The following is a 14,842-nucleotide window of genomic DNA, read 5'->3' on the forward strand; positions in this document are numbered from 1 at the left end:
CCCGCGGAGCGGGTCCCCCATCGCTGCGCGATGGGCAAGCGAACACCCGCGCTGCGCGCGGGTGTTGCGCTCCCGCTCCGCGTGAGCGCTGGCGGAACGCTGCGCGTTCCGCTCACCCGCCCTGCTGCGCAGGGCGGGTGACGTCCCGTCCGCTGCGCTCCCGGGACTTACGGGGCCTGCGGCCCCCCGTGGCTTGCGCTGCGCTTCAGCCACGGGGGCGCTGCGCGCCCTGGGGCCGGCCCCGCTGCGCGGTGCCGGTGACGGGCCTTCGGCCCGGGCGGCTACGGGGAGGGGGTGGCTGGGGGTGGTGACTTTGTGTCAGGTGACGTTTGGTGCAGCTCTGGTGGGCTTGGCCGCTGATGCATCAAACTTTCCTCTGGATGGAGTCTGGAACCGTGGTCCACCCACGGTGCGGGCGGAGGGTGCCCGGCAGTGTGGCTGTAATTATCCCTGACTGAGTCGCGAATTTTGGTTTCCTCGCTGCCTCTATTGGCTAGAATAAAAACTGTCGGGAGTGGCGGCAACCGCTCCTGAAAGTGATCTCTCAGATGAAACACAAAGGGGAAAAGAATGCAGCTCAAGCCGGTTTCTTTAGACGTCATCGCAGAGGCCCGCGAGGAGGCGCACGCGGTCCTGGCGACCCTCATGGCGCGGCTGGCGCCCGGCGAGCACGTGGTGCGGCTCGGGGTGGACATGGAGGGGCAGGAGCAGCCCTTGAGTGCCACGTTGCCGATCACCGTGGAGGGTGACGGTGGTGCGGACGACCTGGTCGGCGCGGAGGCGAAGTGGCTGGACAACTTCGTGTTCCTGCTGACCTGCGGGCTGGCGCAGACCCTGTGCTCGGGTGTGCTGTACCTGCGCTCCTGCGGTGCGGACGGGCAGGTGAGTGTGCGGGCCTGGCATCTGTGCTGGGGGGCGTTGAACGAGTGCCCGGCTGCTGAGGCCGCCGAGCTGCTCGAAGGTCGTGAGCCGGGCGTCTACGTGGATGCCTTCGGGCTCCACGCCGTCGACGAGGGAGACGACGACGGAGGCGAAGCGGTCTATCCGCCGGTCGCCTACACCGTCCTGTAGAGCCCTGCGGGCCCTGGGGGGCTGAACTGCCCCCGGGGCCCGTCTTCAATGCCCCGGTGCCCGTACGGGGCGCGGCCGAGGGGGTGCTGCGGATGGCGACCCGGTATCCCCTTGCCGCACAGCTCCCCTCCCTGGCCGTCAACACCGGGGAGGGGAGCGCAGCGGACCGTGCCCGCGCTGGGCGAGGAGCGCAGCGGATCGCCACACCTCCTGCGGCCCGGCGCAGCCGGCCGCCCCTCGCTTCCCCAGGGCGCGCAGCGCCCCGGGAACCCCGCTCCGCGGGGGGGCAAAAGAAAAAGAGAAGAATCGCCGCGCCATGTTGCGCGCTGCATTGCGCGAGAGCTGGGATCGCTTTATGGGTGGAGGCGGAGATAAAATGCTGGCGAGAAATGAAGAATACGAACGGGTCGGCAAACCCTCTTCTGCATTTCCCGCCAGCGTCTCTCAGATGAGACTGGTCTATTGTACGGGAGCTGGACGGTCATGACGCAGTGCCGCGTACGGGTGAGGGAGTGTCAGTAAGGATGAGTGGGGACGAGGCGCTGCGTCGGGTTGAGGGTGGTCGGTGGGTGGTGAGCCGGGCCTGGGTCATGGAGCACACCGGAGCCTCGGCGGCCACCGTCGCCCGCTGGTACGGCCAGCGTGCCCAGTGTCCGGAGGGGCTGCGGTTTCCGGAGGTGGCGTGCACGATCGAGCGCGTCCACTACTACGACCAGGAAGCCGTGGAAGCGTTCTGGGCGGCGTGGCGGGAGGATGTCGGCACCGGCCGGTTGCGGCGTGCGGGGCGTCCCCGCGGGGACGGGAGGGGCAACCACGGAGGTGGGTGGGGCCGCGCTCGGCGCGACCAGGCCGTCGCCACCGCCCTCGAGGAACTCAAACACGCCGGCGGCTACCAGCGCGGCATGGCCACACGGCTGGCGCGCGAACACGGCGGCAACGAACGCAGCTGGCAACGCGCCGTAGCCGAAGCCCGCACCCTGTACGGACACGAGGACAGCCAGAGCCAGGGCTACACCGCGGAGCGGAGCTCAGACGGGAAACGGGAAGCCGGCGCCGCCCAGCCTGTGCCGTGACGTGCTGGCGGGGCGCTGCTGCGGTCTGAGATTGATGGGGGTTGGGGTTAGGTCGGGTGGCAGGCGTCGCAGAGATGGTTGTTGATCGCTGTCGTCAGTTTGCTGGCTGCTCTCCGGACCGCGGGATCTGCGTCACCGGTCAGCCGGTTCGCTGTACTCGCGCCGTCCAGCACGGCGCGGTGGGCCTGGCGCTGCACGTCGATCTGGGCGGCGTTGTGTTCGAGGATCGTCTGGAGTAGCTCGATCACTTCGGGTCGGCAGGTGACGGTCTCGGTTGCGGCGAGATCCCAGAGGCACGGCACTGTTGCGACGGTCGCGTCGAAGACGGCCAGCTCTCCGAGCCACAGGCCGAGATCGCTCAACGCCTCAAGGCTTGTCCGGGCATCACCCCAGCCACTCGGGACAGTCGGCCTGGAACGCCTTCTGCGGACCCGTAGGCATGCGTCAACTCGTGCCATGGAACGCGGCTCATGCCCTTGAGGATCGTCCCCACACCCGCCCTCCAGACCTGCTCTTCGCCACCGACCCCGAGCCAACACCCTCGACCGCCCCGCAGATCCTGCCGGCCGCGAGCACGGCCCAAACGCCATCGCTCTCCGCGATCAGCTAGCTCAAGCCCTCTGCTTCCTCGCCCGCGCAGCCGCCCACTTCACCCTCTCCCCTGCTCCCTTTTCCCTCCCCCCTTCTTCTTCCTACATGTCGGGCTGCCGACCAGCCTCGGACAGGCGTGGTGACCTGCAGGAATGTGGTTGGGAGCGCGAGGGTACGCGGACAGATACGGGAGGGGTTGTCGGCGGGGATATCAGCCCGGTGTAGAGCGGTGTTGTCGCATCGTGACCGCGGTCGGGCCCTGGTTGTCGGGGGCCCCGTCGGGGTCGGCTGCTGGCCTGCCTCGTACGCGCGGCGCCCGATACGGAGCGGCACTGGCGTTCGGAGTGTGTGGCGAGTCGTCACGGCTGTGTACCGGCTGATTGATCCAGGTTCTTGGTGCGGTTGGTTCGGGGCATTCTCGCTTCACGGTGACGGGTGAAGGGGGATGCCGGTGCGTGGGGCGATGCCGGGCGGGTGGGCGCGCGTGCTGGTCCGGTGGGTGCTGGTTGCGGCGTTGGCCGCCTTCCTGGGAGCGGTGGTCTGGGCGGTTGCCCGTTTCGGGCTGGAGGCGGCGGATCAGACGGCCAGTGTCGTGGGTGGCACCGTCGCACTGCTCAGCCTGCCGATCTCCCTTTATGCTCTGCGCGCTCCTGTTGGGGCGGGGGCTGGTGCGGCGGTGGACGGCGGTTCAGCGGCGCGTGAGTGGGTGCCGGCTGCCGCGGTCGATGCTTCGCTGCGGCCGCCGGTGACGACGGCGCGGGTGCGGGGTCGGGACAGTGAGCTCGCGCTGGTGAACCGTCTGGCACGTAGTGGTAGAGGGATGGCGGTGGTGTGCGGCGCCGGCGGGTTGGGCAAGACCACCCTCGCCGCCGAGGCCGCCTACCAAGCGCAGCAGGCGCGGAGGGCGGTGTTCTGGATTCGTTGGCAGAACGACCCCAGTCGCCTCGCCGAGGACCTTGCCCGGGTAGCGCAGGATCTGGGGCTTGCCGAGGAGCGGTTGGAGGCGGCGCGGCGGGGGCGGGCGGTGCTGGTCGATGTGGTGTGGGAGCACCTGGCGTCGGTGCCCGGGTGGGTGGTCGTCGTGGACAACGTCGACACTCCCGCACGGGTTGGGCCGGGTAGGGATGCGGTGGCGTCTTATCGGGGGTGGTTGCGTCCTGATGGGGCCGGGCTGTTGGTCGTCACCAGTCGGGACACTGCGGTGGGGACGTGGGGTCGGCGGGTACAGCTGGTGCATCTGGAGCCGCTCGAGGAGATGGCTGCGGCCGCTGTTCTGGCTGATGCGGCGCCGTCGGCCGGCAGTGAAGCGGAGGCGCGGGCGCTGGCGGTGCGGTTGGGGGGTCTGCCGCTGGCGCTTGAGGCAGCCGGCCGCTATCTCGCCACCGCGACGAGCCGTTACCGCAGCTTCATCGCCTATCGAGAGGCCTTGGACCGGGAGTTCGGTGATCTCCTGGGAGCCGAGCACCCCCAGGCTGCCGATCCGGAGATCGCCCGCACTGTCGTGCGGCACACCTGGGACCTGTCTCTGGAGCAGCTCCACGCTGACGGCTATACCCTCGCCCGTCCGCTGCTGCGCCTGCTGGCTCTGCTGGAAGCCGCTCCCGTCCCCCGCTCCCTGATCATCCCCGCGCTGCTGGCCGATGCGACCGGGCAGGACGTCACTGCCGCCGCACTCGACGCCGCTCTGGCCGGGCTCCACCAGTACGCCCTGCTGGGCAGTCCTCGTACCGCGGTGGACACGTCTGCCGGAGACGGTGCTGCAGTCAGCGTGGGGCAGGTGGTCTTGCACCCTGTGGTTCGTGAGGTCATGGCCATCAGCCTGCCCGGCAGCGACCCCGCCCCTTGGCACACCGTCCTCGATGCCCACCTCACCCAAGCCGTCCAGGACACCGTCGCCGCCGGCCGCCCCGGCTGGCCCACCGCCCGTCTCCTCGCTCCCCACCTCCCACCGCTCCTAGACCGCGCCACCGACCAGACCTTCACCGATGCCCGCGACACACTCGACGCCCTGGCCGACACGCTGCACGAAGCCGGCACCTCCACCGAAGAACACCTGCTACGCCAGCACGTCCTGGATGCTGAGACCCGTCACCTCGGCCCTGATCACTCCGACACTCTGTCCAGCCGCGGCAGCCTCGCCAACGCGCTGTACGGCCTTGGCCAGCATCAGGAGGCCGCCGACCTGCAACGCCAGAACCTATCTGCCCGCGAACGCGCCCTCGGCCCCCGCCACCCGGACACCCTCATCAGCCGCAACAACCTCGCCAACGCGCTGAACGACCTCGGCCAGCATCAGGAAGCTGCCGACCTCCACCGGCGTACCCTCACCGACCGCGAACGCACCCTCGGCCCCCGCCACCCCGACACCCTCATCAGCCGCAACAACCTCGCCAACGCCCTGGGCAGCCTCGGCCAGTACCAGGAAGCCGCCGACCTCCACCGGCGTACCCTCACCGACCGCGAACGCACCCTCGGCCTCCACCACCCCGACACCCTCGCCAGTCGCCACAATCTCGCCCGCGCGGAGGCCGCAATGACACAAGCAGGGAGCAGCTGGTGGTCGCGATTGCGTCGACGCGGACGGCCGTAGGTAGCGCATGCACCGTGACCTGGTCTGTTGGGTATGCCGTCAGGCGTAGGCGTGGATACACGGCCTACGCGCGTACGCGCGGCCGAGCGAAGGCCACCTCGCTTCCCTCGGGTCGTAGACCGCCCGCCCTCGTCCGTGTGGTTCCCCCCGCTTCTGGCAGTGAGGTGGTCATGGGGTGCGTGCAGGAGGGTCGGGCTCTCGTCCACGGCCAGACCAGTGCGGTGGCCTGCGAGTATGCGAGCCAAGCCCGGAGATGCCCCGGGTCGGTTGCCGGAGGGGGTGTCGGCGTGGTCGGGGGTGGTGTTGTCGCATCGTGACCGTGGTCGGGCCTTCCTGGTCGGTGGTGCGGTCGGGGTTGGCTGCTGATCTGCCTCGTATGCGCGCGGCGCCTGATACGGAGGGGCGCCGCTGGAGGAGGGAGCCGACGATGGCGGATGTCGACACCGGTGGTCGGGACCGGCTGACGGTGGCGGTGCTGGTCCAGTACCGGATGGCCACCACCGCACAAATGCACCACATCATCGCGCCCGAGGTAAGGATCGAGCAGACACGGCGCCGGCTGGCCAAACTCCGCCAGGAAGGCCTCATCGACCGCATCACCCTCCCCCAGGCCGGACGCACCCGGGTCTGGTACCCCACCCAGTACGGGGTCCAGGTCGCCGGTGAGTGGCCCGAGCTCCGCGGACGGCGCCCCCCGCGGGGCGCGGTGGACCGGACGGCGGTGCGGTTGAAAGTCGGACACGGGCTGACCGTCACCCAGACCGCGCTGGCGTTCCTGAAAGACGCCCGCCACCGCGGCGACCTGTGCCAGCCTTTGGATTGGATCCCCGAAGTCCACCACCCCCTCGGCGGCGGCGAAGCCGTCATCCCCGACGCCCTCCTCTACTACCAACGCCGCACTGCGGACGGCGCGCACCATACAGCCGGCACGGACCACGGGGATGGTGCCGTCGGTGCGGAGGGGACGAGGGGTGGGGTGATGCTGCGGGCGTTCGTCGAAGTCGACCGGGCCACCATGGGACCCGAACGCCTCGCCGCCAAACTCGGCCACTACGCCCGACTCCACAGCTACACGCCCACACCCGTGACCCGCCCGCGGCAACAACCCTTCCCCGAACCAGCACAGGAGACCTGGCGCCAGCGCTACCCCCTCTTCCCACGCCTCCTGTTCATCCTCGACAGCACCGGCCCCACAGGCGTCGAGAACCGCATCCACGCCCTACGCACAGCCGCCCGCGATGTGTCGCTGGCCGGCTTCCTGCGCGAGGTCCCCGTTCTTGCAGCCTCGATGACCGACCTGCTCCAACACGGCCCCACCGCACCCGTGTGGTGGCCCATCCAGGACCCCGACCACAGGGTCGACTGGATGCACACCCGACATCTCTAGCCACCACCATCGTCAGGACCGTGGTTGGGATCCGACCAGGCACTGCGCAGACCCCGCCTGCGGCCACCAGAACCCGACCACGGCCCTCACTACAGCAGGCCACCGCGCAGCCGTCGAACGCACGGTCTGGGAAGCCCAGCGGCCGGTGAGCACCATGCCGCTGACCCGTGCAGGCATGGGGAGCTCAAGGCGGGGTACCAGGGCGAGCGGCTGGACGAAGTGACAGATGCCCGGGTGCTGGCGGGAACATGTCGGGGCGGTGGTGGACAAGAGACCTGGGGAGGTCACACACCACCGCCCCACCATGGAAGCAACCAGACCCGACCACGAACCGCTGGCCCGCGTCGGTGTCGGCCGGCTGCTCCCCGCACTCGCGAGGATGGTCCCTCCTGGCTCCGCAACGACCCGGAGCGCCGTTTCTGCTCCCCGCACCCGCGGGGGTGGTCCCAAAATGAGCTCCGTCAGCAGTCCTACCGCGGCCTGCTTCCCGCACCCGCGGTCCCGGGCCGCCCTCGCCAAGACCGAGTGCGCTATGGCCGACACAAGCTGTACTGGATAGCGGTCCGCACCGAGTTCGGGCAGGTCCTGGTCTCTTCTGGTGGACAAGCGAGCGTGCCCCGGACCGATACGGTCCGGGGCACGCGAGCTTTGCGGCGCTGGCCACAGCTCGAAGTTCAGATGCTCGATGTCGGTGAAGCGGATCTCTGCCAGGCTTCCGGCATGGTGGCCGCCGTCCTGGAAGTACACCTAGCACAGCGCGTCGGCGGCTATCTGCTTCAGCTGCTGGTCGCCGACGCCGACTTGCTGGGCGTGAAGAGGCGGGCGGCGTGCCGCGGGGGCAGGGTGACGGTCAGGTGCCGGACACGGGACTCGTCCGTCGACCCTATGGGCGGCTGTGTAGCCGAGGCGGGCGCGGGTGTCAATAACCATGCCGCCGCCGGCCGCGAACGACAGGCTCACTGTCCGGTGCAGCAGGCGGCGCGCCCGGGTTCGGTAGGGGCGGGGGCTGCAAGGGGCAGTTCGAGTGCGTTGAGCGGGCTGGTGGTGGAGGGGTCCTCGTCTGTTTCGAAGCGGCATTCGCCCAGGTGCCGGACCGTCACCGGAGAGGGGGCCAGGAGCCGGCGAGGGGCGAGGCATCCCGTGCGCAGTCCTTCAATGACGCGCTGGATGCGGATGCCGAACTGGGCCGAGGACGGTGTGGCGGGCTGCTGGGCGCATTCGTTCATCCACTGCTCGGCGCGCAGGAGTTCGGGGCCGACCTGGTCGGAGGGGTCCTGGGTGATGAGTTTGTGGAAGCTGGTTTTGACCTTGTCCCACATGGTGGTGTCGGCGCCGGCGAGGCCGGGCACGAGTCGTTCGAAGAAGTGCATCTCATCGACGTTCTCGCGGTGCATCAGCCATCGGCTGGTGAGCGGGTAGTAGCTGGAGACGTTGGTTCCGTGCAGGCGCAGGCGCTGGGTGCGTTCGTACTCCCAGCGCTGTTGTTCCTGGGTGGCGAAGGTATCGAGAAGGGGTGCGCCTGCGGCGGCCAGTGCTTGGCCGTTGACCGGGGTGGCTCCGTGGATGAGGTCGTGCAGCCCGGTGACGGCCGCACGGGTGTGCTGCTTGGCTTCCTCGAGGGCGGGCAGGACGGGCTCTGGCTGGGGGGTCTTGTCCAGCCATGCGGCTACGGAGGCTCGTTCTCGGACGGTCCGAAGGCTTTGCAGCGCTTTGCGCGGGTTGCGGGCGCCGAAGATTTCCAGCGTGATGGCTTGCAGGTGGGGTGCGTAGCGGATGATCTCGTCGAGCATGTCGAAGCACACCGAGACGATGGGAGCGTCGCCGTGGCTGTCGTCGTACTGGTAGCCGTGGCTGTGCAGGTCGATGCCGCCGCCGGCTATGTGGATCTCGGTGATGTGCTCCCACGGCAGCCGGTGGAAGTCGCTGGTGGGTGAGGCTCCGCGGGCGATTTGGTAGCTGAGTACGTGGCCGATGTCGAGGCACATGCCTGCACCGGTCTCGGTGACGAGGGTGCGGAAGAAGTCGAAGGCGTGCATGCCGCCGGTGACCATGGGCATGGGGGGGAACTCGGCGTTGAAGGGCACGTGCAGGTGCTTGTGGATGTGGCGGATGTTGTCGATGGCGACGGTGAGCGTGGCCTCGGTGACGGGAAACGGCATGAAGTACGGGTAGACGTGGCGCTCGCTCATCAGCCAGACACCCAGATCCTCGGTGACCCACGGAGCGTTGGATAGTTCGACCAGGTGTCGCAGGTCCGCCAGGTCGGCCGGGGTGACGGCGTGAGGGTAGACGGGGTTGAGGTCGGTACTGTGCACCAGCACCCGGTGGTCACCGACGAGGTCCGGAATGCGCAGGTGGCGAAAGCCTGCGGGAGTGCTGCGCCGCCGCTGGATCTCCCGGTAGTTGGCGGGCCCCTGATGGCGGACGGCGGGCGCGGTGACCTCGAAGAAGTCGACGGCGGTGGTGGCCTCGAGGTAGGTCTGGTGCAGGTCTGAGGGGTTGACACCCAGGCCTAGGCCGTAGCGCGGCAGCGAAGCGAAGTAGTCGGGGCCGAAGGGCATCGAAGTCACCTTTGCCGTTGGGAGGAGGTGGGCGGCGGTTCAGATTCGCAGGTCGGCCTGTTGTGTCAGTTGCTGGTGGGGGTCCCAGCAGGTGGTGGATCCGTGGGGCTGCTTGAGGGCTGCTTGCTTCGGCTGTCGGGGGCTGTGCTCGCGTGTCGGCAGGTGGACGCTTCGCTGGTGCATGAGGGTGGTCAAGAGTGCTCCTGGGTTGAAGGGGGTCAGGCGCGGTAGTCCGGGCGCCAGACCATGGCCTGGCTCGGGTACCAGTGGTGTTCGATGCAGTACGGCGCGAAGCGCATGAGGCGGACGTAGAACGTCTCGTAGTCATGTGGGGACAGGCCCTGCTGGGTGCACAGGTCGGTGATGCTGAGACTGCCGTTGGCCTGGTCGATGGCACGACCGAGTAGAGCGTCGGCGTCTTTGAGGACGAGGACGGCTGATTGCAGTCGGCCCTCGTGTCGCCTGAGGCTGTGCAGGGCGAGGGGCGCGGCCGTGGTGGTGCTGTCGGGGGCGGTTGCGGTGTCGAAGGGGCCGAAGGCCGGGTGGAAGCGGGGGTAGACGAATGGTGCCGAGCGGACGTCTGCGGCGGCCTGGCGGTTGATCCACTCTTGTGTGGTCGCGGGGTCGAAGCCGCGGGGAAGCGCCGCGCGCTTGGGTTCCTGGCGCTGCTGGAGCCAGCTGGAGTACTCCAGTCGGCAGCGCCACAGCGCGGTGGGCTCGGCGCGGACCTGTGCGGCGAGCCAGGTGTAGAGGGCCTGGGCGTAGTCGGTCTCGGTCATGGTGTGGTCCAGCAGCCACAGGCTGTCCAGGACGATCTGGCCGGCGGCGTCGCCTCGGGACATCAGGTGTCGGCTGGTGGTGGGGAACCAGCGCAGGACGGGCGCGGTGATGCGGCTGTCCGGGAGGCTGCTGGTGGCGTTGAGCAGGACTGTGTGCCAGGTAGGCAGGAGGTCCTCGATCCGGGCGCGGCACTCCAGCCAGGCGTCGCGCCAGGCGTCGTGGGGCATGGTCCGGACGAGACCGAAGTAGTGCCGGTCGCGGATGTGGATGTCGAGGAGGATCGACCAGAGCCGGCCGAGTGCTGTTTCGATGTCTGTCGCGCCGCTGTCGTCGGTGTCGCTTTGTGTGGTGATGGGGGTGTCTGTGGTGAGGGGGGCGTCGTCCAGGACGATGCTCTGCCCGTCGTCGAGAGCCAGGAGGTGGGTTTCCTCGGGCATGCCGGCGCGCAGGGTGCGGTCGCGGTAGAGGGCTTCGTTGTGGGGGAACCAGGGAGCGTCGAGGGCCGAGACGCCGCTTCGTTGGCCTTCGTTGATGCCGAGCGGGACCATCGCTTGCGGCCTCAGGACGGCTGCGGCTTCCAGCCAGGTGCCCGGTGACATCTGGTTGCGGAGGTTTTGGTAGTTGAGGCTGCAGTTGAGCGGCAGCAGTGCCAGGCGTATCGGGCCTTCTTCTCGCAGTCGCCTGAAGGTTTCGAAGTCTTCGAGTGTGTCGGCGCCGTGCAGGATTCTGTTTTTTCCGTCGTCAATGAGGATCGATTGCTGCGCGATTCCCTCGATCGAATTCGGGGAGGCGATGGAGGTGATGCTCAGGCCGGCGAGCTGAACGTTTCCTCCGGCTTCTATTTCTATGACGTTCCGGAACCCGTGCTCGGCGAGCTCTTTGACCATGGGGAATTCGCTGTCCCGGTCGGCCGCCGGGATAACGATGGGGGTTTCCTTGTCGAAGTGGAGGAAGGTCGGCGGGTGGAAGTGGTCGCAGTGCGAGTGGGTGATGACGACAGCGGAGATGTCGCTCAGCAGTTGGCTGGCGAGCCGGTTCCTGCCACGGGGGCTCCACAGGTTGCCGAAGTAGTCCAGGGCGGGGTCGACGGCCAGGCGCCCTTCGTCGGTTTCGAAGACGAAGCAGGTGTGCTGAACCCGTGTGATCTGCATGAGGACCCCGAACGTGTGAAAGGTAGGCGATGCCCGTCAAGGCGTTCCGCGGCCGGAATGCCACCCATGCTCGCGCCTTTTCTTCTCTGGTTGCAGTCCCCTAAACCGGGGACAGGGAACGGCCTTGGCGGGCATTGACGTGAGACGCGGAAAGATGATCGAGTGTGGCTCGCCGGTCGCCGACCGGTGAAGGAAATCAATCGCCTTTCCGGCGATCGTCCGAGCGAGGAGCATTCTCATGGAGCAGACGCCCAACGGTGCCGAAGTGAACAACTCCGAGATCGTCATCGAGGAGATCGAGCACTTCGACACTGACGAGGTCATGGCGCCGGCGAATTCCCGCTGCCAGTAATCACAGCACGAGCAGAGGGCCCGCTGCGACGCCTGAACGGGCTTCGTAGCGGGCCCCTCGGTCTTTCTGTACACACCACCCAGGGATGACATGTGAAGCAGTTCGCATCGGTCGGATACGCGCCGGGCGTTTCCGTGACCGCCGACGGGGAGGACCTGACCTTTGAGGCCGCGCATCTGCGGATGCGTGCACGCGTTGCGGATCAGCAGGCCCGCCGCTGTCTTCTGGCGATGGCGAGGGAGCCTGTTGCGGCAGACTCCGTGTCCGCCGCCACCATGGCGTTCCTCCGGCAGCACCGCCTCGTCACGGACACCACCGCTCATCCAGCGCATCTGCAGAGCCTTCGTGTGCATGCGGAGGCGTCGATGCCCCTCAACCGCGGTCTGCCCTACTCGCCCGAGGACTTGGCCGGCTATGAGGCGCGGGCCCATACCGCGCGGTTCGTTCCCGGTACGGCGTCGGGAACGGTCGATCTGCCGCCGGCGCTGCGGCGGCGTCCGAGCTTCGCACCGTTCGATGGCCCCCAGGCCGCGTGCCTAGCCGTCTCGACCGTGATGTCGGTCCTGCGTACGCTGCACGATCCCGACATGCGGTTGTACCCGTCTGCCGGCGCGCTGTATCCGGTGCGGCTGATCGCGGAGCAGATGCAGCAGCACGCGTCCGTGCAGACGCAGTACGACGCTTTCTCGGCGACCTTCCGGCAGCGGAAGCAGGTTCGGGCTGCGGGTGAGCAGGAGTTGCTCAGGCTCGACCCCACGCTGGCGGCAGTTCCCACCCGCTTCTGGCTCGTGGCCGACCTGCGTGACGTCACCGCGAAGTACGGCTCACGCGGCTACCGCTACGCGCTCGTCGAGGGCGGCCATGCCGCCCAGACCCTCATCCAGGTATTGCAGCAGGCCGGCGCCGAGACACGTCCCTTCGGCGGGTTCGATGATGCGGCCGTTGCCCGGCATCTGCAGTTGCCCGACGGGTGGGTGCCCGTGTGCGCCGTCGGCGCCGTGCCGCGCCCGGGCGGTGAATCCTTCGTCGAGGCGGAGGAGCTTCGTTCCATCCTGGTCAACGGGCAGAGCCTGTATTACGCGACCGCCTTCGGAGCGAAGGTCAAGGGCAATCAGCGCGAGTGCGGCTTCGGCGTCGACGTCACCGCCGAAGGAGCCCGGGTTCGTGCACGCGGTGAGCTGGCCGAACGCCTGACGCTGGTGCGCTCCCGTGACGTGCTGGGCAACAGCAACGGCATGGCCGCCCACACGCGTTTCAGCGCGGCCGCGGACGCCGCACTGCTGGAGTTGTATGAGCGTCACTGCTACCTGCGAACGTGGTTTTCGGCCATCCCCGCGACCCGGTTGAGCGTGCCGGACACACCGCTGGCCGCCATCGTGGGCAGTCTGTGCCGCTCAGCCGGAGTGCAGCTCACGCTGATCGACATGGCTGATCCAGCGCATCATGTGCCTGCCGTGATGGCCGTCGTCCACAGTCTCCGGCACGGAGGCATCATCACCGCCTCCGGTGCCGGTACGAGCGAGGCGACCGCAGCTGAGCGTGCCCTCAGAGAGATCGCCAAGGCACTGTTCTATCGCCGTGTCCTGCGCAAGACGGAGGCGTTCACCAGCAGTAATCCGGTCACCGCGGCCATTACCGCGCCCTGGGAGCACGAGGCCTACTTCGCGCACGAGCAGGTGCCGCCGGAGCTGACCGGCTTCCTGACGGCCGGAGCCGGTCAGCGCGCTGTGGCATCGGGGTCGATGTCGCTCGAGCGTCTGCGCACGGTGGCTGCGGTGGCGGACCTGTCCCGCCACGGCCCGGACGAAGCCGTCTGGAAGATCGCGCGAGCCACTTCCGAGGAACTGCTCACCGTGGACTTCGGCAGCCCCTCCCCCGCCTTCCGCGAACGAATCAGGACAGTCCTCGGCGACGGCGTCGATATCGACGCGCGCTGGCCCCATCCCCTCGGATAGCGTCGCCCCTCGCAGCTTGCACAGCATTGGACACCTTCGGATGACACAAGCCAGTGTGCGGACTTTGCTCCGTGACCGCCGCTACCAGATGTTCTGGCTCGGCCAGGCCACCAGCACTCTCGGCAACCAGCTCACCATCGTCGTACTGCCGGCGCTCGTCGTGCCCAGCAGGGGCGCCGGCATGTTCGGTCTGCTCCTCGCCGTCGAATCCGCGGTCATGGGCGTACTGCTCCTCCTGGGAGGAGTCGTCGCCGACCGCTATTCCCGCAGTCTTGTGATGGCGGCAGCCGACATCTTCCGCATCATCGGCGTCGGCGGCTTCCTGCTCTTCGCCTCCGACGGTCCCGTGGGCCCGCTGCTCGTCGCCGCTGCCCTCACCGGCGCCGGTGCAGCACTGTACGAGCCGGCCCACCGGGCGGCACTGGCCCAGGTGGTCAGCGAGGACTTGCGGCAGCGCGCCAACGCCATCGACGCCGCCACCAAGCGGGTGGGCGGGCTGGTCGGGGCACTGCTGGCCGGTGTGTTGCTCTCGGGCATCGCACCGCCGCGGACGCTCGTGGTCGACCTGGTCACCTTCGTCATCAGTCTGGTGACGCTGGTGTGGCTGAGGCTGCCTCGTATCCGGGTGGGAGACGAACAGCAGGAACAAGGACTACGTGCCGTCTTCGCCGAAGCCAAGACCGGGCTGGTGGAGGTGCGTCGCCGCCCGTGGGTGGCAGCGCTGATGCTGCAAGGCACCGCTCAGGTCTTCTTCCTGTTCGGTCCGAACTATGTGCTGGTACCGATGGTCAGTCAGGAGCGTTACGGCATTGAGGCGTTCGGCTGGGTCAGTGCCGCCACGTTCGTCGGTTCGGTGCTCGGGTCCGTCGTCGGGGCCAGGGTCACCTCCAAGCGCCCGGGTCTGTGGGCCATGAACGCGCTGGCTCCGTGTCTGCTGACGCCCGTGTGCCTGATGGTCGATGTTCCGCTGTGGGGCTTTTGTGCGGCGGTGGGGGTCGGTTCGGTCGGCGTCGGCTGCTTCATGGTCCTGTGGTACAGCTCGCTGCAGAATGAGTTCCCCGACGAGATCCAGGGCCGCGTCTTTGCTCTGGAGGCTCTGGCGAGCTTCGGCCTGCAGCCCGTCGCGCTGGCCGCCGCTCCTCTGTTGGTCGCGGTCATGGGAATCACGCCGTTCGCCGTACTCTCAGTGATCATTTTGCTGACGTCCACTTATGCCGTGCTGATCGTGCCCGGTACCGTCCAGCTGGCATCGCCTGCGGCGGTCAAGGACCAACTCGACCACACGCCGGCGACCGCGTCGTAAGGAGCACTCACACCGTGGCCCAGCTTCG

The 14,842-nt window shown here is 68.3% G+C and carries 9 protein-coding genes and 1 pseudogene; 6 read left to right on the top strand and 4 right to left on the bottom strand.

The genetic code is table 11. The features are described from left to right. Positions 1 to 570: 570 nt before the first annotated feature. Both IE118_RS29785 and IE118_RS29790 read left to right on the top strand, forming a co-directional pair. Positions 571 to 1,071, top strand: coding sequence for a hypothetical protein (locus IE118_RS29785; RefSeq protein WP_189561202.1), 501 nt, complete (start codon positions 571 to 573; stop codon positions 1,069 to 1,071). Positions 1,072 to 1,595: 524 nt separating this feature from the next. Then, positions 1,596 to 2,144, top strand: a complete 549-nt coding sequence (locus IE118_RS29790) for a hypothetical protein (protein ID WP_189561203.1) — start codon at positions 1,596 to 1,598, stop codon at positions 2,142 to 2,144. Positions 2,145 to 2,191: 47 nt separating this feature from the next. Here the strand turns inward: IE118_RS29790 and IE118_RS29795 are convergent, their stop codons facing one another. Then, complete coding sequence (locus tag IE118_RS29795) at positions 2,192 to 2,506, bottom strand: hypothetical protein (protein WP_308431856.1); 315 nt, start codon at positions 2,504 to 2,506, stop codon at positions 2,192 to 2,194. Between the two features lie 713 nt (positions 2,507 to 3,219). On the opposite strand from IE118_RS29795, the gene IE118_RS29800 reads away from it, so the two are divergent. Both IE118_RS29800 and IE118_RS29805 read left to right on the top strand, forming a co-directional pair. Continuing rightward, positions 3,220 to 5,325 carry a tetratricopeptide repeat protein gene (locus tag IE118_RS29800; RefSeq protein ID WP_229846997.1) on the top strand — a complete coding sequence of 702 codons (2,106 nt, stop codon included), beginning with the start codon at positions 3,220 to 3,222 and terminating at the stop codon, positions 5,323 to 5,325. Between the two features lie 427 nt (positions 5,326 to 5,752). Continuing rightward, positions 5,753 to 6,712: a replication-relaxation family protein gene (locus tag IE118_RS29805; RefSeq protein WP_189561204.1), complete on the top strand. Its 960-nt coding sequence runs from the start codon at positions 5,753 to 5,755 to the stop codon at positions 6,710 to 6,712. A 663-nt stretch (positions 6,713 to 7,375) separates the two neighbouring features. On the opposite strand, the pseudogene tpg reads toward IE118_RS29805, so the two are convergent. From tpg to IE118_RS29815, 3 genes and pseudogenes are all read right to left on the bottom strand, one after another. Beyond that, positions 7,376 to 7,657, bottom strand: a pseudogene (tpg, locus tag IE118_RS34220) (telomere-protecting terminal protein Tpg); the annotation flags it as partial. Positions 7,658 to 7,668: 11 nt separating this feature from the next. Further along, positions 7,669 to 9,273 (bottom strand): multinuclear nonheme iron-dependent oxidase, encoded by a 1,605-nt coding sequence (locus IE118_RS29810; RefSeq protein WP_189561205.1) that lies wholly within the window; start codon positions 9,271 to 9,273, stop codon positions 7,669 to 7,671. 218 nt (positions 9,274 to 9,491) lie between these two features. Further along, positions 9,492 to 11,204 (bottom strand): MBL fold metallo-hydrolase, encoded by a 1,713-nt coding sequence (locus tag IE118_RS29815; RefSeq protein ID WP_189561206.1) that lies wholly within the window; start codon positions 11,202 to 11,204, stop codon positions 9,492 to 9,494. Between the two features lie 444 nt (positions 11,205 to 11,648). Here IE118_RS29815 and IE118_RS29820 point away from each other — a divergent pair, with 444 nt between their 5' ends. Continuing rightward, positions 11,649 to 13,511: a YcaO-like family protein gene (locus IE118_RS29820; protein WP_189561207.1), complete on the top strand. Its 1,863-nt coding sequence runs from the start codon at positions 11,649 to 11,651 to the stop codon at positions 13,509 to 13,511. A gap of 40 nt (positions 13,512 to 13,551) precedes the next feature. Further along, complete coding sequence (locus IE118_RS29825) at positions 13,552 to 14,814, top strand: MFS transporter (protein ID WP_189561208.1); 1,263 nt, start codon at positions 13,552 to 13,554, stop codon at positions 14,812 to 14,814. Positions 14,815 to 14,842 lie beyond the last annotated feature (28 nt).

This window comes from Streptomyces pilosus (assembly GCF_014649835.1).
GTDB lineage: Bacteria > Actinomycetota > Actinomycetes > Streptomycetales > Streptomycetaceae > Streptomyces > Streptomyces pilosus.